General features: G+C 63.7%; 22 protein-coding genes. 13 read left to right on the plus strand and 9 right to left on the minus strand.

All coding sequences use genetic code 11. The annotated features are described in order from the left end of the window. Positions 1-72 precede the first annotated feature (72 nt). Positions 73-1,290: a tryptophan synthase subunit beta gene (gene trpB, locus APH33_RS06680; protein WP_054884404.1), complete on the plus strand. Its 1,218-nt coding sequence runs from the start codon at positions 73-75 to the stop codon at positions 1,288-1,290. Next, on the plus strand, positions 1,287-2,096 hold the full coding sequence (trpA, locus tag APH33_RS06685; RefSeq protein WP_054884405.1) for a tryptophan synthase subunit alpha: 810 nt from the start codon (positions 1,287-1,289) through the stop codon (positions 2,094-2,096). The genes trpB and trpA overlap by 4 nt, the downstream gene beginning before the upstream one ends. Before the next feature lie 120 nt (positions 2,097-2,216). On the opposite strand, the gene APH33_RS06690 is transcribed toward trpA, so the two are convergent. Further along, the gene (locus tag APH33_RS06690) at positions 2,217-2,549 is read right to left on the minus strand and encodes a DOPA 4,5-dioxygenase family protein (protein ID WP_054884406.1); all 333 of its coding nucleotides are present in this window, start codon (positions 2,547-2,549) and stop codon (positions 2,217-2,219) included. Between the two features lie 96 nt (positions 2,550-2,645). After that, complete coding sequence (locus tag APH33_RS06695; protein WP_054884407.1) at positions 2,646-3,545, minus strand: LysR family transcriptional regulator; 900 nt, start codon at positions 3,543-3,545, stop codon at positions 2,646-2,648. A 108-nt stretch (positions 3,546-3,653) separates the two neighbouring features. Here APH33_RS06695 and betC point away from each other — a divergent pair, with 108 nt between their 5' ends. Together betC and choX are read left to right on the plus strand one after the other, a co-directional pair. Continuing rightward, complete coding sequence (betC, locus tag APH33_RS06700; RefSeq protein ID WP_054884408.1) at positions 3,654-5,171, plus strand: choline-sulfatase; 1,518 nt, start codon at positions 3,654-3,656, stop codon at positions 5,169-5,171. A 14-nt stretch (positions 5,172-5,185) separates the two neighbouring features. Beyond that, entirely contained in the window at positions 5,186-6,121 is a 936-nt protein-coding gene (gene choX / locus APH33_RS06705) for a choline ABC transporter substrate-binding protein (RefSeq protein WP_054884409.1), read from the plus strand. A 125-nt stretch (positions 6,122-6,246) separates the two neighbouring features. Here the strand turns inward: choX and aroE are convergent, their stop codons facing one another. Beyond that, positions 6,247-7,071 carry a shikimate dehydrogenase gene (aroE, locus tag APH33_RS06710; protein WP_054884410.1) on the minus strand — a complete coding sequence of 275 codons (825 nt, stop codon included), beginning with the start codon at positions 7,069-7,071 and terminating at the stop codon, positions 6,247-6,249. Between the two features lie 25 nt (positions 7,072-7,096). Then, on the minus strand, positions 7,097-8,008 hold the full coding sequence (hemF, locus tag APH33_RS06715; protein ID WP_054884411.1) for an oxygen-dependent coproporphyrinogen oxidase: 912 nt from the start codon (positions 8,006-8,008) through the stop codon (positions 7,097-7,099). A 135-nt stretch (positions 8,009-8,143) separates the two neighbouring features. Between hemF and APH33_RS06720 the strand changes: the two genes are divergently transcribed. Then, entirely contained in the window at positions 8,144-9,121 is a 978-nt protein-coding gene (locus APH33_RS06720) for an NADPH:quinone reductase (protein WP_054884412.1), read from the plus strand. 552 nt (positions 9,122-9,673) lie between these two features. Here APH33_RS06720 and APH33_RS06725 read toward each other — a convergent pair. The 3 genes from APH33_RS06725 to dprA form a co-directional block, all read right to left on the minus strand. Continuing rightward, positions 9,674-9,982: a hypothetical protein gene (locus tag APH33_RS06725; protein WP_054884413.1), complete on the minus strand. Its 309-nt coding sequence runs from the start codon at positions 9,980-9,982 to the stop codon at positions 9,674-9,676. 442 nt (positions 9,983-10,424) lie between these two features. Further along, positions 10,425-10,982, minus strand: coding sequence for an L-threonylcarbamoyladenylate synthase (locus APH33_RS06730; protein ID WP_011953122.1), 558 nt, complete (start codon positions 10,980-10,982; stop codon positions 10,425-10,427). A gap of 43 nt (positions 10,983-11,025) precedes the next feature. Further along, a complete protein-coding gene (gene dprA / locus APH33_RS06735) occupies positions 11,026-12,123 on the minus strand; it encodes a DNA-processing protein DprA (RefSeq protein ID WP_054884414.1) in 1,098 nt (365 codons plus the stop codon). A 207-nt stretch (positions 12,124-12,330) separates the two neighbouring features. Here dprA and def point away from each other — a divergent pair, with 207 nt between their 5' ends. Genes def through APH33_RS06760 form a run of 5 tightly spaced genes read left to right on the plus strand, consistent with a single transcriptional unit; the run spans position 12,331 to position 16,853 of the window. After that, positions 12,331-12,837, plus strand: coding sequence for a peptide deformylase (gene def, locus APH33_RS06740; RefSeq protein ID WP_054884415.1), 507 nt, complete (start codon positions 12,331-12,333; stop codon positions 12,835-12,837). A gap of 59 nt (positions 12,838-12,896) precedes the next feature. Continuing rightward, entirely contained in the window at positions 12,897-13,829 is a 933-nt protein-coding gene (gene fmt, locus APH33_RS06745; RefSeq protein ID WP_054884416.1) for a methionyl-tRNA formyltransferase, read from the plus strand. Then, on the plus strand, positions 13,826-15,136 hold the full coding sequence (rsmB, locus tag APH33_RS06750; RefSeq protein WP_054884417.1) for a 16S rRNA (cytosine(967)-C(5))-methyltransferase RsmB: 1,311 nt from the start codon (positions 13,826-13,828) through the stop codon (positions 15,134-15,136). The genes fmt and rsmB overlap by 4 nt, the downstream gene beginning before the upstream one ends. 23 nt (positions 15,137-15,159) lie before the next feature. Then, a complete protein-coding gene (trkA, locus tag APH33_RS06755; protein ID WP_054884418.1) occupies positions 15,160-16,533 on the plus strand; it encodes a Trk system potassium transporter TrkA in 1,374 nt (457 codons plus the stop codon). An 11-nt stretch (positions 16,534-16,544) separates the two neighbouring features. Further along, positions 16,545-16,853, plus strand: coding sequence for a tetratricopeptide repeat protein (locus APH33_RS06760; protein WP_054884419.1), 309 nt, complete (start codon positions 16,545-16,547; stop codon positions 16,851-16,853). 124 nt (positions 16,854-16,977) lie between these two features. On the opposite strand, the gene APH33_RS06765 is transcribed toward APH33_RS06760, so the two are convergent. Together APH33_RS06765 and APH33_RS06770 are read right to left on the minus strand one after the other, a co-directional pair. Next, on the minus strand, positions 16,978-17,865 hold the full coding sequence (locus APH33_RS06765; protein ID WP_054884420.1) for a lysophospholipid acyltransferase: 888 nt from the start codon (positions 17,863-17,865) through the stop codon (positions 16,978-16,980). Positions 17,866-17,905: 40 nt separating this feature from the next. After that, on the minus strand, positions 17,906-18,457 hold the full coding sequence (locus APH33_RS06770) for a DNA-3-methyladenine glycosylase I (protein ID WP_054884421.1): 552 nt from the start codon (positions 18,455-18,457) through the stop codon (positions 17,906-17,908). Between the two features lie 83 nt (positions 18,458-18,540). Here APH33_RS06770 and glyQ point away from each other — a divergent pair, with 83 nt between their 5' ends. Genes glyQ through gmhB form a run of 3 tightly spaced genes read left to right on the plus strand, consistent with a single transcriptional unit; the run spans position 18,541 to position 22,067 of the window. Beyond that, a complete protein-coding gene (gene glyQ / locus APH33_RS06775) occupies positions 18,541-19,488 on the plus strand; it encodes a glycine--tRNA ligase subunit alpha (RefSeq protein ID WP_003253126.1) in 948 nt (315 codons plus the stop codon). Next, the gene (glyS, locus tag APH33_RS06780) at positions 19,485-21,536 is read left to right on the plus strand and encodes a glycine--tRNA ligase subunit beta (protein ID WP_054884422.1); all 2,052 of its coding nucleotides are present in this window, start codon (positions 19,485-19,487) and stop codon (positions 21,534-21,536) included. The genes glyQ and glyS overlap by 4 nt, the downstream gene beginning before the upstream one ends. Positions 21,537-21,539: 3 nt before the next feature. Continuing rightward, positions 21,540-22,067 (plus strand): D-glycero-beta-D-manno-heptose 1,7-bisphosphate 7-phosphatase, encoded by a 528-nt coding sequence (gmhB, locus tag APH33_RS06785; RefSeq protein ID WP_054884423.1) that lies wholly within the window; start codon positions 21,540-21,542, stop codon positions 22,065-22,067. Positions 22,068-22,092: the final 25 nt, after the last annotated feature.

Consider the following 22,092-nt stretch of genomic DNA (forward strand, 5'->3'; position numbering starts at 1 on the left):
ATCGGTTTTCAGCCGGGCTTGCCGTGGTTACAGTAAAGCCCATCACTCATTGATCACGCCCTGGAGCGACCCATGACCCAGTCCCAATACCGCCCCGGCCCGGATGCCAACGGCCTGTTCGGCTCGTTCGGTGGCCGCTATGTGGCTGAAACGTTGATGCCGCTGGTGCTCGACCTGGCCCGTGAATACGAAGCAGCCAAGGCCGACCCGAAGTTCCTCGAGGAACTGGCCTACTTCCAACGCGACTACATCGGCCGACCGAACCCGCTGTATTTCGCCGAACGCCTGACCGAGCACTGTGGTGGCGCGAAGATCTTCTTCAAGCGTGAAGAACTCAACCACACCGGCGCGCACAAGGTGAACAACTGCATTGGCCAAGTGTTGCTGGCCAAGCGCATGGGCAAGAAGCGCCTGATCGCCGAAACCGGCGCTGGCATGCACGGCGTGGCCACCGCCACCGTAGCGGCGCGCTTCGGCCTGCCTTGCGTGATCTACATGGGCGCCACCGACATCGAGCGCCAGCAGGCCAACGTGTTCCGCATGAAGCTGCTGGGCGCCGAGATCGTCCCGGTCACCGCTGGCACCGGCACCCTGAAAGACGCCATGAACGAAGCCCTGCGCGACTGGGTCACCAACGTCGAAGACACCTTCTACCTGATCGGCACCGTGGCCGGCCCGCATCCGTACCCGGCGATGGTCCGCGACTTCCAATCGATCATCGGCAAGGAAACCCGCGCCCAGCTGCAAGAGAAGGAAGGCCGCCTGCCAGACAGCCTGATCGCCTGCGTCGGCGGTGGCTCCAACGCCATGGGCCTGTTCCATGAATTCCTTGAAGAACCGAGCGTGCAGATAATTGGCGTCGAAGCCGGCGGCCACGGCGTGCACACCGACAAGCACGCTGCCAGCCTGAACGGCGGCGTACCGGGTGTGCTGCACGGCAACCGCACCTACCTGCTGCAGGACGAGGACGGCCAGATCACCGACGCCCACTCGATTTCCGCTGGCCTCGACTACCCGGGCATCGGCCCTGAGCACGCCTACCTGCACGAAGTGAAGCGCGTCGAGTACGTCAGCATCACCGACGACGAAGCACTGGATGCGTTCCATGCCACCTGCCGCCTGGAAGGCATCATTCCGGCTCTGGAAAGCTCCCATGCCTTGGCCGAAGCGATCAAGCGCGCACCGAAACTGCCCAAGGATCACCTGATGGTGATCTGCCTGTCCGGCCGCGGCGACAAAGACATGCAAACCGTGATGAACCACATGGCAGCCCAGGAGAAACAGGCATGAGCCGTCTTGAACAACGCTTCGCCGAACTGAAGGCCGAAGGCCGCTCCGCGCTGGTCACCTTCGTCACGGCTGGCGACCCCGGCTATGAGGCTTCGCTGCAGATCCTCAAGGGCCTGCCGGCAGCGGGTGCCGATGTGATCGAACTGGGCATGCCGTTCACCGACCCGATGGCCGACGGCGTGGCGATCCAGCTTGCTACCCTGCGGGCCCTGGAAGCCGGCCAGACCCTGGCCAAGACCCTGCAGATGGTTCGCGAATTCCGTGTGGATAACCACACCACGCCGATCGTGCTGATGGGTTACTACAACCCGATCCACCGCTTCGGTGTGGACAAGTTCGTCGCCGAAGCCAAGGAAGCCGGGGTAGATGGCCTGATCATCGTCGACCTGCCACCTGAGCACGACGCCGAACTGGCCACCCCGGCCCAAGCCGCAGGTATCGACTTCATCCGCCTGACCACCCCGACCACTGACGATGCACGCCTGCCGCGTGTGCTGGAGCGCAGCTCTGGGTTCGTCTATTACGTGTCGGTGGCAGGTGTGACCGGTGCAGGCTCGGCGACTACCGAACACGTGACCGAGGCGATTGCCCGCCTGCGTCGGCATACCGACCTGCCGATCAGCGTTGGTTTCGGTATTCGTACACCGGAACAGGCCGCTGCGATCGCACGCCTGGCCGATGGTGTGGTGGTGGGTTCGGCATTGGTCGACAAGATTGCCCAGGCCAAGGAGCCCGCTCAGGCAGTTGACGATGTATTGAGCCTTTGCTCGGCACTGGCTGAAGGCGTGCGCGGCGCCCGTCGCTAAACCGCGTCGCCCTCTTCGCGGGCACGCCCGCTCCCACAGGTACAGCGCCGCTCTCCAGGGCTACGCCGTCCTTGTGGCAGCGGGCGTGCCCGCGAAGAGGCCCTTACAGGCGATAGAGTCCTAGCCACCAAAAATCGACAGATCCAGCGGCCGCACGGCCCCCATCCAGATCGCATGATCCCGGTGATCCGCCAACTCATCCCCCGTCAGCGGATGCAGAAACACCACCAGGCCCTTCCGATACAGCGCCAACCACGGCAACACCACCCCCACGAACTCCGGCTCGAAAGCCAGCTGGCAGCTCCAGTCAGGGTGCGGGCCAACCGGTTTCTGGTGCATGCGCCCCACGGTCACGGGAAACAGCCGCGCCGCCTCTTCGCACAGCTCACGGGCCTGCTCGAGGGTGGATGCGTCGTAGTAAACATGGGCGTGGTAACCCTTGATCCTCTGCACGATGACTCCTGCTGTTCGGGCTGAAAGTAGCCTGGGCAACGCCCTGGTGATCGGGTTGCGGGTGGGCGATTCGCTGTGCTGGGCGCCCCGAGGATGTCACAGGCTGCGCTCGTGCTCCAGCCAATCCACAAACCGCTCGATCAATGCACCCCGCCGTTTACGGGGTGGCAGCACGGCATAATAGCCCCGCGAAGACCGCAAGCTCCCTTGCAACGGCTGGCACAGCAACCCTTGCTCTACCAGCCCGTCCACCAGGTGCCTCCAGCCAATTGCTACCCCTTGCCCAGCTATCGCCGCCTGGATCAGCAAGGTGTAGTTATCAAACCGCAACTGCCCAGGCGGCGGCGGGCTGGCCACGCCAAAGCCGCGAAACACCCCTGCCCAGTCAAACCAGCGGCTGGCCTGCTCACCCCGCAAATGGAGCAACGGCAATCGTTGCAAAGCCACGGCTGACAAGGGTTTACCATGAATCAGCCGCGGGCTGCAGACCGGAAAAACCTCTTCATCGAACAACCAGCGGCTCTCGCCCTGATGGAAGCGCCCATCACCAAACAGCACCGCTACATCGATATCCGGGCGCAGCATCCCCTGGCTGCGCTCACCGGTCACCAGGCTCACGTCGACCTGTGGATACGCTTCGTGAAACCGCTGCAGCCGTGGCATGAGCCAAAATGCAGCAAAGGCGAAGTCGGTGGCGACTTGCAGCACTTCCCGCTGGCCGCGCCCACTGGCCAGGGCAATGCCGTCATCCATCGCCTGCAAACCTTGATGCACCTGCTCGAAAAGCAGCTGGCCCGCCTCGGTCAGCTCGATGCCACGGTAGATCCGATCGAACAGGCGTGTGCCCAGCCGCGCTTCCAGGCGCTTTACCTGCTGGCTCACCGCAGGTTGCGTAGTGCCCAGTTCCAGCGCCGCTGCGGTAAAGCCACGCAAGCGCGCCGCGGCCTCGAAAACGCGCAGGGCATCCAGCGACAACTCGGCAAGGTGCTCAAACATAAGCTCGGCTAATCCCAGACATTGCCCCGCATGGGCTTTACCCATGTTATCCACAGTCGCATCTTGGTAGGCAAGCGGTCCGCATAACCCCAAACGATGGAAGCCACCATGACGCGCCCGAATATCCTGTTCATCATGGCCGACCAGATGGCCGCGCCCCTGCTGCCGATCTATGGCCCTTCGCCGATCAAGATGCCGCACCTCAGCCGCCTTGCCGAGCAGGCAGTCGTGTTCGACTCGGCCTACTGCAACAGCCCGCTGTGCGCACCGTCGCGCTTCACCCTGGTCAGCGGCCAATTGCCGAGTCGCATCGGCGCCTACGACAACGCAGCCGATTTCCCCGCCGACGTGCCGACTTATGCACATTACCTGCGCCGCCTGGGCTACCGCACCGCGCTGTCGGGCAAGATGCACTTCTGCGGCCCGGACCAGCTGCACGGCTACGAGGAGCGCCTGACCAGTGACATCTACCCGGCCGACTACGGCTGGGCGGTGAACTGGGATGAACCCGACGTGCGCCCGAGCTGGTACCACAACATGTCCTCGGTGCTGCAGGCGGGGCCGTGCGTGCGGACCAATCAGCTGGATTTCGACGAAGAAGTGCTGTTCAAGGCGCGCCAGTACCTCTACGACCATGTGCGCGAGAACGATGGCCGGCCGTTCTGCCTGACCGTGTCCATGACCCACCCGCACGACCCGTACAGCATCCCCAAACGCTACTGGGATCGCTACGAGGCTGTGGATATCCCCATGCCCCACGCTGAATTCAGTCAGGCCGAACTTGACCCGCACTCACAACGCCTGCTCAAGGTCTATGACCTGTGGAACAAGCCGTTGCCTGTGGACAAGATCCGCGACGCCCGCCGCGCCTATTTCGGCGCCTGCAGCTACATCGATGACAACATCGGCCAGCTGTTGCAGACCTTGGAGGAGTGCAACCTGAGCGACAACACCCTGATCGTGTTCTCCGGCGACCATGGTGACATGCTCGGCGAGCGCGGGCTCTGGTACAAGATGCACTGGTTCGAGATGTCGGCGCGTGTCCCGCTACTGGTTCACGCCCCCAAATGCTTTGCACCGCACCGGGTCGCTGCCTCGGTATCGACCTGCGACCTGCTGCCAACCCTGGTGGAACTGGCCGGTGGCGCTGTGGATAACCGTCTTGAGCTGGATGGCCGTTCGTTGCTTGGTCACCTGCAAGGGCAGGGCGGCCAAGACGAGGTGATCGGCGAGTACATGGCCGAAGGCACCGTCGGCCCACTGATGATGATCCGCCGTGGGCCGCACAAATTCGTGTACAGCGAAGATGACCCCTGCCTACTCTATGACCTGAGCCGCGACCCGCACGAGCGGGAGAACCTCACCGGCAGCCCGGACCACCAGGCGCTGCTGCAGGCATTTGTCGATGAAGCACGCCAGCGCTGGGATATCCCCGGCCTACGCCAGCAAGTGCTGGCCAGCCAACGCCGCCGTCGCCTGGTGGCCGAGGCGCTGGCCATCGGCAAGCTGAACAGCTGGGACCACCAACCTTGGGTGGACGCCAGCCAACAGTACATGCGCAACCATATCGATCTCGACGACCTCGAGCGCAAGGCACGTTATCCACAGCCCGCACCCCTGGATTGAGAAGAGAGTCCGACATGCACAAGTTCTCCACCGTCGTATTCGCCCTGGCTCTGCCGCTGGGCCTGGCCCCCGCCATGGCCCACGCCGCCGACAGCGACGCACAATGCAGCACCGTGAAGATGGCCGACCCCGGCTGGAGCGACATCGCCTCGACCAATGCCGTCGCCCGGCTGCTGCTGGAAAGCCTGGGCTACCAGGTGAAGATCGACAGCCTGGCGGTACCGATCATCTACGGCGGCCTCAAGGAGGGCCGGGTCGATGCGTTCCTCGGCAACTGGATGCCGGCGCAGCAGGGCTTCCATGACAAGTTCATCGCCAATGGCGATGTGCAGCAGCTGTCGCGCAACCTGGAAGGCACCGAATTCACCCTGGCGGTGCCGGATTACGTATGGAATGCCGGGGTGAAGGATTTTGCCGACCTGCAGAAACACGCTGACCAGTTCGACAAGAAGCTGTATGGCATCGGCTCCGGTGCGCCAGCGAACCTGTCGCTGAAAGAGATCATCGACAAGAACGAATTCAACCTCGGCCAGTGGAAGCTGGTGGAGTCCAGCGAGCAGGCGATGCTGGCGCAAGTGGACAGGGCGGTGAAGAAGCAGCAGTTCATCACCTTCCTCGGCTGGACGCCGCACCCGATGAACGTGAAGCTGAAGATGCATTACCTGACGGGCGGGGAAAAGTGGTTCGGCAGCCAAGGCGAGGTGTTCACATTGACCCGCAAGGGTTATCCACAAGCCTGCCCGAATGCGGCGAAGCTGCTGAGCAACCTGAGTTTCACCCTGGACATGGAAAACTCGATCATGGCGCAGGTTGTGGATAAGAAGATCAGCTTCGATGAGGCAGCCAAGGCGTGGGTGAAGCAACATCCAGAGCGGCTGGAAGGGTGGTTGGCGGGGGTGACCACCAAGGCTGATGGCAATGCCCTGGAGGCCGTCAAAGCCAAGCTCTGATTCCCGGCTTGTCCGAGTACTCTGTGGGCTTGCCCGCGAACACCGGCAAAGCCGGTGCCAGGCACCGCGGTGAATTCTTCGCGGGCAAGCCCGCTCCCACAAGGGAGATGGGTAATCCTGAAGGATCAGCCCCGAGCGAGTTGCCGGCGCAATTCAGCCAAAACCGGCGCCGTATCAGGCCGTACCCCACGCCAGATAAAGAAGGCTTCGGCTGCCTGCTCAGCCAGCATCCCCAGCCCATCCAGCACCTTGGCCGCCCCCAGCTTGGCAGCCCACTGACAGAACGGTGTCGGCTCCTTGCCATACATCATGTCGTAGCACACCGTGCGCCCCGCCTCGACCAGGCTGTCGGCAATCGGTGGCAGCTCACCGGCCAGGCTTGCCGAGGTGGCGTTGATGATCACATCTACCGGCTCCTGCAACCAGGCAAACCCACTGGCCACCACCGGCCCCAGTTCATCGAACTCCCGCGCCAGCTGCTCGGCCTTCTCCACGGTACGGTTGGCAATCACCAGCGACTGCGGCTGATGCGCCAGGATCGGCTCGAGCACCCCGCGCACGGCACCGCCCGCCCCAAGGATGAGAATGCGCTTGCCGCCCAGTTCGACCCCGGCGTTCACCGTCAGGTCGCGCACCAGGCCAGCGCCGTCGGTGTTGTCGCCCAGCAGCGTGCCGTCGGCCAGCTTGCTCAGCGTATTCACCGCACCTGCACGTTGGGCCCGCGGAGTCAGGCTGTCGCACAGGCGGTAGGCCTCTTCCTTGAACGGCACGGTGACGTTGCCGCCGCTGCCTTGCTTGAAGAAGCCGCGTGCGCAATCGCTGAACTCGTCCAGCGGCGCCAGCAAAGTGGCATATTCCAGGTCCTGGCCGGTCTGCTCGGCGAACAGGCGGTGGATCAGCGGCGATTTGCTGTGGCCGATGGGGTTACCGAAAACAACGTACTGGTCCATGGCGATTCCTTGTTTATCCACAGGCTTACTGGCCGAGCCAGTCGCGGTCCTGCAGGAAGTATTCGGTCAGGCGAGCTTCCTCGCTGCCGGGCGCGGCCTTCCAGTCGTAGCCCCAGCGCACTTGTGGCGGCAGCGACATGAGGATCGACTCGGTGCGGCCACCGGACTGCAGGCCGAACAGGGTGCCACGGTCATAGACCAGGTTGAACTCCACGTAGCGGCCGCGGCGGTATTCCTGGAATTCGCGCTGCTGCGAGGTGAAAGGGGTGTGCTTGCGGCGCTGGACGATCGGCAAGTAGGCCTCGACGTAGGCATCGCCAATGGCACGCAGGAAGGCAAAGCAGGTGTCGAAGTCCCACTCGTTCAGGTCGTCGAAGAACAGCCCGCCAATGCCACGCGGCTCGCCGCGGTGTTTGATGTGGAAGTAGCGGTCGCACCAGGCCTTGTAGCGCGGGTACACATCAGCGCCGAACGGCGCGCAGGCCTGCTCGGCCACGCGGTGCCAATGGATGCAATCTTCTTCGTTGCCGTAATAGGGGGTCAGGTCGAAGCCACCGCCGAACCACCAGACTGCCTCTTCACCTTCCTTTTCGGCGATGAAGAAACGCACGTTGGCATGGGACGTCGGCACATGCGGGTTGTGCGGGTGGATCACCAGCGACACGCCCAGGGCCTCGAAACCGCGGCCTGCCAGTTCGGGGCGGTGGGCGCTGGCCGATGGCGGCAGGCCGGCGCCGAACACGTGGGAGAAGTTGACCCCGCCTTTCTCGATCAGCTTGCCATCCCCGATCACCCGCGTGCGGCCCCCGCCACCGGCTTCGCGCACCCAGGCGTCCTCGACGAAGCGGGCACCGCCATCTTCGGCTTCGAGGGCAGAGCAGATGCGGTCTTGCAGGTCGAGCAGGTAGGCTTTCACGGCCTCGGTGCGGCTAGTCATCGGGTCACCAGGAACGGGCAGGGAAGAATTCGCCGCGTAGCATACCACCGCCGGCGCGCGCGCCGCAGTTGACGGCGATCAAGCAAAGGCGTCCGATAGAAGGCCTTTTCCCGATCCCGACAACAGGAGTGCGAGATGGCCAAGCGTATCCAGTTCAGCCAGCATGGCGGCCCGGAAGTGCTGCAGCTTGTGGAATTCGACCCTGCCCCACCGGGGCCGCAGCAGGTGCGCGTGCGCAACCATGCGATCGGCCTGAACTTCATCGACACGTACTTCCGCAGCGGGCTGTATGCACCGCCGTCCTTGCCCTCTGGCCTGGGTACCGAGGCGGCGGGCGTGGTCGAGGCGGTGGGCGAGGGCGTGACCCGGCTGAAGGTCGGTGACCGCGTGGCCCATGCCGGCGGACCCCTGGGCGCCTACAGCGAAGTGCATACACTGCCGGAGGCCAACCTGGTCAAGCTGCCGGACAACATCAGCTTCGAGCAGGCGGCAGCGGTGATGCTCAAGGGGCTGACCGTGCAGTACCTGTTGAAGCAGACCTATGAGGTGAAACCGGGCGACGTGATCCTGTTCCACGCCGCAGCGGGTGGCGTCGGTTCGCTGGCTTGCCAGTGGGCCAAGGCCCTGGGCGCCAAGCTGATCGGCACCGTCAGCTCCGCCGAGAAGGCCGAGCGGGCCAAGGCGCTGGGGGCGTGGGCGACCATCGACTACAGCCGCGAGGACGTGGCCAAGCGGGTGCTGGAGCTGACCGATGGCAAGAAGTGCCCGGTGGTGTACGACGGCGTCGGTGCCGACACCTGGTTGACCTCGCTGGACTGCCTGCAGCCGCGTGGGTTGATGGTGAGCTTCGGCAATGCCTCGGGGGCGGTGAGCGGGGTGAACCTGGGGATTTTGTCGCAGAAGGGCTCGCTGTATGTGACCCGGCCGACATTGGCGACCTATGCCAACAATGCCGAGAACACCCAGGCCATGGCGGATGACCTGTTTGCGATGATTGGCAGTGGGAAGCTGGTTGTGGATATCCAGCAGCGGTATCCGTTGAGTGAGGCGGCGAAGGCGCAAGAAGAGTTGTCGGCGCGCAGGACGGTGGGGTCTACGGTTTTGTTGCCTTGAGCCTGGCTGGAGATCGCGTCATGGCGGACAGGTGCCTGCCTTGAGATTTGCAGCGCCTGTGAGATCGAGCGCCGCCCGCGCGGCGCATCGCGGGCAAGCCCGCTCCCACATCTGTTTCGGGCCAGTCACTCCTGTGAAGCCAACAGGGACCGCCTTGGTGCATGACTGGAGACAGGTTGTGTCGCATCAGCGCCCACCGAGATGCATCGCCAGACCCTGTCAGCTTCCACCGAGATGCATCGCCATGCCCTGTCAGCTTCCACCGAGATGGATCGCCAGACTCTGTCAGCTTCCACCGAGATGGATCGCCAGACCCTGTCAGCTTCCTCCGAGATGGATCGCCAGACTCTGTCAGCTTCCACCGAGATGGATCGCCAGACTCTGTCAGCTTCCACCGAGATGCATCGCCATGCCAACAAGGCGGTCCCTGTTGGCGGCACAGGAGTGATTGGCCCGAAACAGATGTGGGAGCGGGCTTGCCCGCGATGCGCCGCGCGGGCGGCGCTCGATCTCATAGGCGCTGAAAATCCAAAGGCAGGCACCTGTCAGCCCTCACACCTTCTTCTGCTTCACAGGCGTCGTCTCGATGCCATCGAGAATCACCTCGATAACGCCTTCCGCCATTTCAATCGCATGCAGGTTCGACCAGAACATGCCGCGGCCTTCTTCGCGCATGTAGTCCAAGGCTTTGTAGCCGGTCTCATAGGCGCAGCGCAGGTACAGCGCTACGTGAACCGGGACATCTTCAGCAGCAATGTTCGGGTTGACGGTAAATAATGCCTCGTGCCCGGCGTCACAGCGGCCGAAGGATCGGCAGGAAGTGCAGGGAAGGGGTGGATCGGGGACGATTTTCTTGATCATAGGGATTCGCCTGTTAAAGGCTGGCCCTCAATTCGTTACCACACGACTTGGGAGGCAGCTGTACGCAGGGTGGTAAACCGGACGAATCCCAAACCCGGCAGGCTCGAAAGCCTCCCGCGCACAGCCGCCATTGGCTGCCATTCAGAATTCGTACTCCGGGTTACCACACCCGATCGCCAAGTTATTCGGCGACGGATGAAGCCTAGAGGCAGAGATTCCCACTGAGAAGGTGATGGCAGGGGACGCGGGTCGTAGGATATTTCCCGAAGCCCAAGCTGGACAGCCATTCCAGAAAAATTCAGAAAAATCTGCGAGGGAACGGGCACTCTGTGGGAGCGGGCTTGCCCGCGAAGCAGGCAACGCCATGGATGGCACCGGCTTCGCCGGTGTTCGCGGGCACGCCCGCTCCCACAGGGTCCCGCGCCAGTCCTGAGGTTATGTATCAGCCCGGCCGAACGACCTCGCCAGTAGCGAGGTTGCGAATCACACTCGGATTCTTCCGCCCGCCCAGTGCCCCACCGAGCACCAGGTCCAGCTGGCCATGAAAATACTGTTCCACCCGCAAGCGGGTCTTGGCCGCCGGGCGCCCGCCCGGATTGCAGGAGGTGGAAATCAACGGCCCGACCAAGGCACACAGCTCGCGCACCACAGGGTGATCACTGACCCGCAGCGCCACGGTGTCGTGCTGCCCGGTCACCCACTCGGGCAACAGGTCCTGGTGCGGTACCAGCCAGGTGTTCGGCCCCGGCCAGGTGCTGCCCATACGGTCGATCCAGTCCTCAGGGAAGTCCTCGAACAGGAAGTCGAACTGGCGGATGTTGTCGGCGATCAGGATCAGCCCTTTATCCACAGGCCGCGACTTCAGCGCCAGCAGGCGATACACCGCGTCCTCGTTCCAGGGGTCGCAGCCCAGGCCCCAGACCGCTTCCGTCGGATAGGCGATCACCGCGCCTGCCCGGATCTCACGTGCGGCTTGTTGCACACGAAAACTGCTCACCATTTACGTCTCTCCGCCCATTAACCTTAGCTTGCGCGCAGTTTACTCAGCCAGCGCGGGCAAACCAACGCCCGGCAACATTGCTGACACGGCCTTCAAGCTCCAGTTCCGTCAGTTGCGCCAGCACTTCGGCCAGCGGCAGGTCGCCGAAATGGGCCAGATTCTCGCTGGTCTGTGGCGCGGCATGCAGCAGGGCAAGCAACGGATGCGTCGGTTTATCCACAGCAGCTGGCGGCAGGTTCTGCCAACCGCGCAGGCTTTCCAGAATCTGCTCTACGCTTTCCACCAGCAGGGCGCCATCGCGGATCAGCTGGTGGCAGCCCCTGGCTGCCGGGTGGTGGATCGATCCGGGAATCGCATACACCTCGCGACCCTGCTCAGCCGCCAGGCGGGCGGTGATCAGCGAGCCGCTGGCAAGGCTGGCCTCGACCACCAGCACGCCGAGCGACAGGCCGCTGATGATGCGATTGCGCCGCGGGAAGTTGCCCGGCAACGGCCCGGCATCGAGCGGATACTCCGACACCAGTGCACCGCCCATGTCGATCATCATCCGCGCAAGGTCGCGGTGGCGCTGTGGATAAAGTTTTTGCAAGCCTGTGCCGAGCACGCCAATGGTGCCCCCTGCGACCTCCAGTGCCGCCCGATGAGCGGCGCCATCGATGCCCAGGGCCAGCCCGCTGGTGATGGTGAAACCGGCCTGCGCCAGGCAGCGGGAAAATGCCCTGGCCGTGTCGAGTGCCGGAGGTGTGGCACGCCTGCTGCCCACAATGGCCAACTGAGGTCGGTCGAGCAATGCCGGATTGCCTGCAACGAAAAGCAGCGGCGGGGCATCATCGATTTCCTTCAGCAATGCCGGGTAATCAGGCCGGTCCCACATCAGTAAATGCTGGCCCGGGCGCTCTAGCCAGGCCATTGCAGCCAGTGCACCGTCGCGTACTTCGGCACTGCGCCGCGCATCGATGGTGGCTTGTGGAATACCCAGCGCGCGCCAGGCCGGGCCGGGTGCGCTGAGCGCTGAAGACGCACTGCCAAAGGCCTCCAGCAGGCTGCGAAAACGTCGCAATCCGGTCTCGGGCAGGCGATGCAGGCGTAATCTGGCCTCCAGTTCGGCAGGTGAACAAGGCGACGAATGGTCATTCAGCATGGAGATCATCCTTGATCGAAACAGGGCCATCTACGTGGCACAACCTGTGGATAAGTTTGTGAGTAACACTTTGAAAAGCTGTCCATGATTTGGCGGCTATCGGGCCTATAGAGACCCTAGCCGAGCTTTCACAGGTGCTGAAATCCCCGTTTCCCTTTATTATGTGTGCTCAGTTTTCAACCGACCGCACAGTGACTGCCTGACCTTATGGCCATCTTGAACATTCTCGAATTCCCGGACCCGCGCCTGCGCACCATTGCCAAACCGGTAACGGTGTTCGACGACGCCCTGCGTCAGCTGATCGACGACATGTTTGAAACCATGTACGAAGCCCCTGGTATCGGCCTGGCCGCCACCCAGGTCAACGTGCACCAGCAGGTCGTGGTCATGGACCTCAGCGAAGACCGCAGCGAGCCGCGCGTGTTCATCAACCCGACTGTCGAAGAACTGACCCACGACATGGGCCAGTACCAGGAAGGCTGCCTGTCGGTTCCTGGCTTCTACGAAAACGTCGACCGCCCCCTGCGCGTGCGGGTCAAAGCCCAGGACCGCGACGGCAAGCCATTCGAGCTGGAATGCGAAGGCCTGCTGGCGGTGTGCGTGCAGCACGAGTTCGACCACCTCAACGGCAAGCTGTTCGTCGACTACCTGTCGCAGCTCAAGCGCGACCGGATCAAGAAGAAACTGGAAAAGCAGCACCGCCAGCAAGCCTGACCCCCACCTCCCAGAAGGCTTGCTCCGGCAAGCCTTTTTCTTTTGCAAGCGAGAACTCCATGCGCATCGTCTTTGCAGGCACTCCAGAGTTTGCCGCCGAACACCTCAAGGCCCTGCTCGACAGCCCGTACGAGATCGTGGCCGTCTATACCCAGCCCGACCGCCCTGCCGGCCGGGGCCAGAAGCTCATGCCGAGCCCGGTCAAGCAATTGGCCGTCGCCCACGACATCCCTGTGTTCCAGCCGCCGACGCTGCGCAATGCCGAAGCACAGGAAGCACTGGCCGCGCTCAAGCCAGACCTGATGGTGGTGGTCGCCTATGGCCTGATCCTGCCGCAAGTGGTCCTCGACATCCCGCGCCTGGGCTGTATCAACAGCCACGCCTCGCTGCTGCCACGCTGGCGCGGAGCTGCGCCGATCCAGCGCGCCGTAGAAGCCGGCGACGCCGAGAGCGGCGTGACGGTGATGCGCATGGAAGCCGGCCTGGACACTGGCCCGATGCTGCTCAAGGTGGTCACCCCGATCAGCGCCGACGACACCGGCGGCAGCCTGCACGACCGCCTCGCCGAAATGGGGCCTCCCGCTGTGGTCCAGGCCATTGCCGGCCTGGTCGACGGTTCGCTGCACGGGGAAGTGCAGGACGACGCCCTGGCCACCTATGCCCACAAGCTGAACAAGGACGAAGCGCGCATCGACTGGAGCCGCCCGGCCGTCGAGCTGGAGCGCCTGATCCGCGCCTTTAACCCGTGGCCGGTGTGCCATAGCACCCTGGATGGCGAAAGCGTGAAGGTGCTGGCTGCCAACTTGTCCACAGGCAAGGGTGCCCCGGGCGAGATCCTCTCCGCCAGCAAGGACGGCCTCGTCGTCGCCTGCGGTGACCAGGCACTGAGCCTGACGCGCCTGCAGCTGCCCGGTGGCAAAGCGCTGAGCTTCAGCGACCTGTTCAACAGCCGCCGCGAGAAGTTCGCCGCCGGCAAGGTGCTGGGCCAATGAATCCACGCCTCGCCGCCGCCCGTGCCCTTGCCGCTGTACTCAGCGGCAAGGCCTCGCTGAACAGCTCGCTGCCAGCGCAGCTGGACAAGGTCGATGAACGCGACCGGGGCCTGACCCAGGACCTCGCGTTCGGTACCGCCCGCTGGCAGCCTCGCCTCGATCTGTTGGCGGCACAACTGCTGCAGAAGCCGTTCAAGGCCGCCGATGCCGATGTGCAGGCGCTGCTGCTGGTCGGCCTGTATCAACTGTTCTACACCCGCATTCCGGCCCACGCCGCCATCGGCGAGACCGTCGGCTGTGCCGACAAGCTGAAGAAGCCTTGGGCCAAAGGCCTGCTCAATGCCGTGCTGCGCCGCGCCCAGCGCGAAGGCGAAGAATTGCTCGCCGGCATGGAGCGCGATCCGGTGGTGCGCACCGCGCACCCGCGCTGGTTGCAGAAGTCGCTGAAGGCCTTCTGGCCGGAGCAGTGGGAGGCCATCTGCGCCGCCAACAATGCCCACCCGCCGATGATCCTGCGGGTCAATCGCCGCCACCACAGCCGTGACGCCTACCTGGCACTGCTGGCCGAAGCTGGCGTCAGCGCCAGCGCCTGCCAGTACAGCCGTGACGGCATCGTGCTGGCCGAAGCCTGCGACGTGCGCGGCCTGCCAGGCTTCGCCGAAGGCTGGGTCAGCGTGCAGGACGAAGCCGCGCAGCTGTCCGCCGACCTGCTCGAACTGGCCCCCGGCCAGCGCGTGCTCGACGCCTGCTGCGCTCCAGGCGGCAAAACCTGCCACCTGCTCGAAGCCGAACCCGGCCTGGCTCACATGACGGCCATCGACCTCGAAGCCAAGCGCCTGACCCGTGTGCGCGAGAACCTCGACCGCTTGCAGCTGGACGCCGAGCTGATCGCCTGCGACGCCCGCGACACCGCCAGCTGGTGGGACGGCAAACCGTTCCAGCGCATCCTGCTCGACGCACCGTGCTCAGCCACTGGTGTGATCCGCCGCCACCCAGACATCAAGCTGACCCGCCAGGCCGAGGACATTCCGGCCCTGGCCACACTGCAAGGCGAGCTGCTCGATGCCCTGTGGCCGACCCTGGAAGTGGGCGGCATGCTGCTGTACGCCACCTGCTCCAGCCTGCCGACCGAGAACACCGAAGTGATCGATGCCTTCCTCGCCCGCACCCCGGGAGCCCGTGAGCTGGACCTGGCCACCGAAGCCGGCCTGCGCCAGCCCCACGGCCGCCAGCTGCTGGCCCAGGAAGGCGGTCACGACGGGTTCTACTATGCCAAGCTGATCAAGATCGCCGCCTCGCGCGGGTAAGTACAAAGGTTAGGGAGTAGCGGATGAAGATCATCATCCTCGGCGCAGGGCAGGTAGGCGGCACGCTGGCGGAACACCTGGCCAGCGAAGCCAACGACATCACCGTGGTCGACACCGATGGCGACCGCTTGCGTGACCTCGGCGACCGTCTGGACATCCGTACCGTGCAGGGCCGCGGTTCGCTGCCGACGGTGCTGCGCCAGGCCGGTGCCGACGACGCCGACATGCTGGTGGCAGTGACCAACAGCGACGAAACCAACATGGTCGCCTGCCAGGTGGCCTACACGCTGTTCCACACCCCGACCAAGATCGCCCGGGTGCGCGAGTCGGCCTACCTGACCCGCGAAGAACTGTTCGACAACGACCATATCCCGGTCGATGTGCTGATCAGCCCCGAGCAGGTAGTGACCAACTACATCAAGCGCCTGATCGAACACCCAGGCTCGCTGCAGGTGATCGACTTCGCCGAAGGCAAGGCCCAGCTGGTGGCGGTGAAGGCCTATTACGGCGGCCCGCTGGTGGGCCAGCAGCTGCGCCAGATCCGCGCGCACATGCCCAACGTCGATACCCGCGTGGCGGCGATCTTCCGTCGCGACCGGCCGATTACCCCAAGGGGCGACACGGTGATCGAAGCCGATGACGAAGTGTTCTTCATCGCCGCGAAGAAGGACATCCGCGCCGTGATGGGCGAGCTGCGCCGCATCGACGAGACCAACAAACGCATTGTCATCGCTGGCGGCGGGCAGATCGGCGAGCGCCTGGCCGAAGCCATCGAGAGCCGCTACCAGGTGAAGATCATCGAGATGAGCGCGGCACGCTGCCGGCACCTCTCCGATACCCTGGAAAGCACCGTGGTGCTGCAAGGCAGCGCCTCGGACAAGGACCTGATGCTCGAAGAGAACATCGCCGACGCCGATATCTTCCTGGCCCTGACCAACGACGACGAGGCCAACATCATGTCGTCGCTGCTGGCCAAGCGCCTTGGCGCGGGCAAGGTCATGACCATCATCAACAACCCGGCCTATGTCGACCTGGTGCAGGGTGGCGAAATCGACATCGCCATCAGCCCGCAGCTGGCCACCATCGGCACCTTGCTGGCGCACGTGCGACGCGGCGATATCGTCAGCGTGCACTCGCTGCGCCGCGGTGCGGCCGAGGCCATCGAGGCGGTGGCGCACGGCGATTCTAAGTCGAGCAAGGTGGTCGGCAAGGCTGTGGAAAACATCACCTTGCCCCCGGGTACTACCATCGGTGCCATCATCCGCGACGAGGAAGTGCTGATCGCCCATGACGACACGGTGATCGAGTCAGGTGACCATGTGATCCTGTTCGTTGTGGATAAAAAGCACATTCGGGATGTAGAGAAGCTGTTCCACGTCGGCTTGAGTTTCTTCTAGGAGAAGACGGCATGCGTGAATCGCTGGAGAAGATGCTGGCCAAGGGTGTGGATAACCCGCTGCTGAGGTTTGGCCTGGGCAAGGCCTGGCTGGATGAGGGCCATGGCGCGGAGGCGGCGCTGCACCTGGCACGGTGTGTGGAGCAGGATCCGAAGTATTCGGCGGCGTGGAAGCTGTTGGGGAAGGCGTATCAGCTGGTCGGTGACCTGGCAGCGGCGCGCAAGGCCTGGGAAGACGGGATCGTGGCGGCTCAGGCCCATGGTGACAAACAGGCCGAGAAAGAGATGACCGTATTCCTGAAGAAATTGAACAAGGTCTGACATTGCCGGGGCTGCTTTGCAGCCCTTTCGCGACGCAAGGCCGCTCCCACAAAGGTCCTGCGTACACCGGTCAATGTGGGAGCGGCCTTGTGTCGCGAAAGGGGCACAAAGTGCCCCCAGGGTCTCAATACCAGCGCGGCTCGCCGGCCGGGCGCTTCTTGAAGCGCTTCATGCTCCACATGTACTGGCTCGGGTACTCGCGCACATAACGCTCGACCACCTTGCTCATGGCCGCCGCCGACACGTTCACGTCGGTGCTGTACATCTCTTCCGGGGCCGCTTCCAGGAACACCTTGAAGCCCGATCCGTCCGGCAGCCGCAGCGCATGCAGGAATACCCCAACCGCCTTGCCACCGGCCAGCATGTTCGGCACGAACTTGCTGGTCAACGCCTGGGTCCCCAGGAACGGCACGAAAACACCAGCCGACTCGGCCGGCTCCGGGTCGGCAGGAATACCCACTTGCCCACCGCGACGCACCTCCTTGATCACGCTGAGGATGCCTTCCTTGGTTGAAGGCGCCACACGGTTGCCCATCTGCACACGCTGCTCGCGCAGCAGATCATCCACCGCCTTGAGCTTCGGTGGCCGGTAGAAGATGATCGGTTTGCACTGGTTGCAGTAGAAGTGGTTGAGCACTTCCCAGTTGCCGAGGTGGCTGGTGATGCCGACCACGCCCTTGCCCGAGGCCAGGGCCTGCTCCAGCACTTCCAGCCCGTGCACTTCCTTGACCAGCTCAAGCGAACGCTGCGGCGGCCAGATCCAGGCGCAGGCACTTTCGACAAAGGATTTACCGATATCCTTCAGCGCACGGCCGACCAACTGCTCGCGCTCGACCGGATCCATCTCCGGGAAGCACTTGGCCAGGTTGATGCGCACTACATTGCGCGAGCCGTTGGGGATTTTCCACATCAGCCAGCCGATACCGGCGCCAACGCGCTGCACAGCGCCCCAGGGCAGCTTGGCAAACAGACGCAGCACCCCGACCATCAGGGCGCCCTTGAACTTTTCCACAGGCAATTCCTTATTTCAGCAAGGCGCGCATTGTAACCCTTCAGCGCGACAAGGCGGCGTAGCGATCGCAATCGGTAGTGTGGTCCATGACCATGCCGGTGGCCTGCATGAAGGCGTAGCAGATGGTCGGGCCGACGAAGGTGAAGCCCGCTTTCTGCAGGGCCTTGCTCATGGCCTTGGCTTCGTCGGTGACCGCTGGCACGTCGCCACGGCCCTGGAAGTGGTTGATCTTCGGCTTGCCGCCAACGAACGACCACAACCACTCGGCAGGGTTATCCACAGCCAGCCAGGCCTGCGCGTTACGCCGCGCAGCCTTGAGCTTGAGACGGTTACGGATGATACCGGCGTCCAGCATCAGTGCTTCGATGCGTTCGTCGCTCATAGCCGCCAGCTTCACCGGATCGAAGCCATGCATCACCTCGCGATAACGCTCGCGTTTACGCAAAACGGTGATCCACGAAAGCCCCGCCTGGAACCCTTCGAGCAAAAGCATCTCGAACAGCAGCGCCGGGTCACGCTGTGGCGTTCCCCACTCCTGGTCGTGGTAGGCCTGGTACAACGGATCGTCGGTACACCAAAAGCAGCGTGGCATAAGGCTCCAATGAGTAGAGGGCGAGGCGAATCAGGTTATACTCCCGCTCTTTACATCCGCATCCCCAGATACAGGTGAATTTCGTGAGCCAGCCTACGCCAGCCGTGCGTACCTTCCAAGACCTGATCCTCGCCCTGCAAAACTACTGGGCGGCTCAAGGTTGTGTGGTGCTTCAGCCCTACGATATGGAAGTAGGCGCCGGCACATTCCACACCGCTACATTCCTGCGCGCCGTGGGTCCAGAAACCTGGAACGCGGCCTATGTGCAGCCTAGCCGTCGCCCTGCCGACGGGCGGTATGGCGAAAACCCCAACCGCCTGCAGCACTACTACCAGTTCCAGGTGGTCCTCAAGCCGAACCCGGCCAACTTCCAGGAGCTGTACCTCGGCTCGCTGAAGGCCATTGGCCTGGACCCGCTGGTCCACGACATTCGCTTCGTCGAAGACAACTGGGAGTCGCCGACCCTGGGCGCCTGGGGCCTGGGCTGGGAAATCTGGCTGAACGGCATGGAAGTCACCCAGTTCACCTACTTCCAGCAGGTAGGTGGCATCGAGTGCTACCCGGTCACCGGTGAAATCACCTACGGCCTCGAGCGCCTGGCCATGTACATCCAGGGCGTCGACTCGGTCTACGACCTGGTGTGGGCCGACGGCCCGTTCGGCAAGGTCACCTACGGCGACGTGTTCCACCAGAACGAGGTGGAGCAGTCGACCTACAACTTCGAACATGCCAACGTCGACAAGCTGTTCGAGCTGTTCGACTTCTATGAAAGCGAAGCCAACCGCCTGATCAAGCTGGAGCTGCCGCTGCCGACCTATGAAATGGTCCTGAAGGCCTCGCACACCTTCAACCTGCTGGACGCCCGCCGCGCCATCTCGGTAACCGAGCGCCAGCGTTACATCCTGCGTGTACGTACCCTGGCCCGGGACGTGGCGCAAAGCTATCTGCAAGCTCGCGCACGCCTGGGCTTCCCGATGGCCACCCCTGAACTGCGTGACGAAGTGTTGGCGAAGCTGGAGGCTGCACAATGAGTGCTCAAGATTTCCTGGTAGAACTGGGCACCGAAGAGCTGCCACCGAAAGCCCTGGCCAGCCTCGGCGACGCCTTCCTGGCCGGCATCGAAAAAGGTCTGCAGGCCGCTGGCCTGAACTACACCGGCAAGCAGGTGTACGCCGCACCACGCCGTCTGGCCGTGCTGATCCGCCAGCTCGACGTGCAGCAGCCTGACCGCAGCATCAACATCGACGGCCCGCCCATGCAGGCGGCCTTCAAAGACGGCGAGCCGACCCAGGCTGCCTTGGGCTTTGCCAAGAAGTGCGGCGTAGAGCTGGCCGAAATCGACCAGAGCGGCGCCAAGCTGCGCTTCTCCCAGCACATCCCAGGCAAGGCCACCGCCAGCCTGCTGCCGACCATCGTCGAGGATTCGCTCAACGACCTGCCGATCCCCAAGCGCATGCGCTGGGCCGCCAGCCGTGAAGAGTTCGTGCGCCCGACCCAGTGGCTGGTGATGCTGCTCGGCGACCAGGTGGTCGACTGCACCATCCTGTCGCAGAAGGCCGGCCGTGAATCCCGTGGCCACCGCTTCCACCACCCACAGAACGTGGTCATCACCACGCCGGCCAACTACGTCGAAGACCTGCGCAAAGCTTATGTGCTGGCCGACTTCGCCGAGCGCCGCGAGCTGATCAGCAAGCGCACCGCCGAGCTTGCCATGCAACAGGAAGGCAGCGCCATCGTGCCGCCAGCGCTGCTGGACGAAGTGACTGCCCTGGTCGAGTGGCCGGTACCGCTGGTGTGCTCGTTCGAGGAGCGTTTCCTCGAAGTGCCGCAAGAAGCCCTGATCACCACCATGCAGGACAACCAGAAGTATTTCTGCCTGCTGGACAGCGAAGGCAAGCTGCTGCCGCGCTTCATCACCGTGGCCAACGTCGAGAGCCGTGACCCCAGGCAGATCGTGCAGGGTAACGAGAAGGTCGTGCGCCCGCGCCTGACCGACGCCGAGTTCTTCTTCAAGCAAGACAAGAAGCAGCCGCTGGAAACCTTCAACGAGCGCCTCAAGAACGTGGTGTTCCAGGCACAACTGGGCACGGTCTACGACAAGGCCGAACGCGTTTCCAGGCTGGCAGCCTTCATCGCCCCGCTGATCGGCGGCAACGCCCAGCGCGCTGGCCGTGCCGGCTTGCTGTCGAAGTGCGACCTGGCCACCGAGATGGTCGGCGAATTCCCTGAAATGCAGGGGGTTGCCGGCTACTACTACGCGCTCAACGACGGTGAGCCGGAAGACGTTGCCCTGGCCCTGAACGAACAGTACATGCCGCGCGGTGCTGGCGCCGAGCTGCCGCAGACCCTCACCGGTGCTGCGGTGGCCATCGCCGACAAGCTCGACACCCTGGTCGGCATCTTCGGCATCGGCATGCTCCCCACCGGCAGCAAGGACCCGTACGCCCTGCGTCGTGCGGCCCTGGGCGTACTGCGCATCCTGATCGAGAAGCAGCTGGACCTGGACCTGACCGCTGCGGTCGAGTTCGCGGTCAAGCAGTTCGGTGCCAAGGTCAAGGCCGCTGGCCTGGCCGACCAGGTACTGGAGTTCATTTTCGATCGCCTGCGTGCACGCTATGAAGACGAAGGCATCGACGTTGCCACCTACCTGTCGGTACGTGCCCTGAAGCCGGCTTCGGCCTTGGACTTCGACCAGCGCGTGCAGGCTGTGCAGGCCTTCCGCAAACTGCCGGAAGCCGAAGCCTTGGCCGCGGTGAACAAGCGCGTGTCGAACCTGCTGAGCAAGGCCGAAGGCGCGATCGCCGACCAGGTCGAGCCGAAATACTTCGACAACGCCAACGAGTTCTCCCTGTACTCGGCCATCCAGCAGGCCGACCAGGCCGTGCAACCAATGGCAGCTGCCCGCCAGTACAGCGAATCGCTGGCCCGTCTGGCGGCCCTGCGTGACCCGGTCGACGCTTTCTTCGAGGCGGTGATGGTGAATGCCGAAGACGCCAAGGTACGTGCCAACCGTTATGCCCTGCTCAGCCGCCTGCGCGGCCTGTTCCTGGGCGTGGCCGACATTTCGCTGCTGGGGTAAGCCTTGAAACTGCTGATTCTCGATCGTGACGGGGTAATAAACTACGACTCCGACGCCTACATCAAGACGCTGGAAGAGTGGATCCCGATCCCTGGCTCGGTCGAGGCCATCGCGCAGTTGAGCAAGGCGGGCTGGACGGTGGCTGTGGCCACCAACCAGTCCGGCATCGCCCGAGGCTACTACCCGCTGGCTACCCTTGAGGCCATGCATGCGCGCTTGCGCGAGCTGGTGGCCGAGCAGGGCGGCGAAGTCGGCCATATCGTGTATTGCCCGCACGGGCCTGACGAAGGCTGCGATTGCCGCAAGCCCAAGCCAGGCATGCTGCGGGCGATCGCCGAGCATTACCAGACGGGCCTTGAAAGCGTCTGGTTCGTCGGCGACAGCAAAGGTGACCTGGAGGCCGCCCTGGCCGTCGGTGCACAACCCGTGCTGGTGAAAACCGGCAAGGGCGAGCGGACCCTGGAAAAAGGCGTCCCGGAAACTACACTGATTTTCGACGATCTGGCAGCCATCGCCAGAGAACTAATTTAAACAGTGCGCCCCCAGGGGCGCATTT

The organism is Pseudomonas sp. NBRC 111130 (assembly GCF_001320485.1).
GTDB classification, from domain to species: domain Bacteria; phylum Pseudomonadota; class Gammaproteobacteria; order Pseudomonadales; family Pseudomonadaceae; genus Aquipseudomonas; species Aquipseudomonas vlassakiae.

Coding starts and splice junctions, on each gene's coding strand:
- choX (WP_054884409.1), top strand. CDS start 5,186: ATGCACAAGTTCTCCACCGTCGTATTCGCCCTGGCTCTGCCGCTGGGC.
- APH33_RS06695 (WP_054884407.1), bottom strand. CDS start 3,545: ATGTTTGAGCACCTTGCCGAGTTGTCGCTGGATGCCCTGCGCGTTTTC.
- glyS (WP_054884422.1), top strand. CDS start 19,485: ATGAGTGCTCAAGATTTCCTGGTAGAACTGGGCACCGAAGAGCTGCCA.
- hemF (WP_054884411.1), bottom strand. CDS start 8,008: ATGACTAGCCGCACCGAGGCCGTGAAAGCCTACCTGCTCGACCTGCAA.
- APH33_RS06760 (WP_054884419.1), top strand. CDS start 16,545: ATGCGTGAATCGCTGGAGAAGATGCTGGCCAAGGGTGTGGATAACCCG.
- trkA (WP_054884418.1), top strand. CDS start 15,160: ATGAAGATCATCATCCTCGGCGCAGGGCAGGTAGGCGGCACGCTGGCG.
- trpA (WP_054884405.1), top strand. CDS start 1,287: ATGAGCCGTCTTGAACAACGCTTCGCCGAACTGAAGGCCGAAGGCCGC.
- APH33_RS06720 (WP_054884412.1), top strand. CDS start 8,144: ATGGCCAAGCGTATCCAGTTCAGCCAGCATGGCGGCCCGGAAGTGCTG.
- betC (WP_054884408.1), top strand. CDS start 3,654: ATGACGCGCCCGAATATCCTGTTCATCATGGCCGACCAGATGGCCGCG.
- trpB (WP_054884404.1), top strand. CDS start 73: ATGACCCAGTCCCAATACCGCCCCGGCCCGGATGCCAACGGCCTGTTC.
- dprA (WP_054884414.1), bottom strand. CDS start 12,123: ATGCTGAATGACCATTCGTCGCCTTGTTCACCTGCCGAACTGGAGGCC.
- APH33_RS06725 (WP_054884413.1), bottom strand. CDS start 9,982: ATGATCAAGAAAATCGTCCCCGATCCACCCCTTCCCTGCACTTCCTGC.
- aroE (WP_054884410.1), bottom strand. CDS start 7,071: ATGGACCAGTACGTTGTTTTCGGTAACCCCATCGGCCACAGCAAATCG.
- APH33_RS06730 (WP_011953122.1), bottom strand. CDS start 10,982: ATGGTGAGCAGTTTTCGTGTGCAACAAGCCGCACGTGAGATCCGGGCA.
- fmt (WP_054884416.1), top strand. CDS start 12,897: ATGCGCATCGTCTTTGCAGGCACTCCAGAGTTTGCCGCCGAACACCTC.
- def (WP_054884415.1), top strand. CDS start 12,331: ATGGCCATCTTGAACATTCTCGAATTCCCGGACCCGCGCCTGCGCACC.
- rsmB (WP_054884417.1), top strand. CDS start 13,826: ATGAATCCACGCCTCGCCGCCGCCCGTGCCCTTGCCGCTGTACTCAGC.
- APH33_RS06770 (WP_054884421.1), bottom strand. CDS start 18,457: ATGCCACGCTGCTTTTGGTGTACCGACGATCCGTTGTACCAGGCCTAC.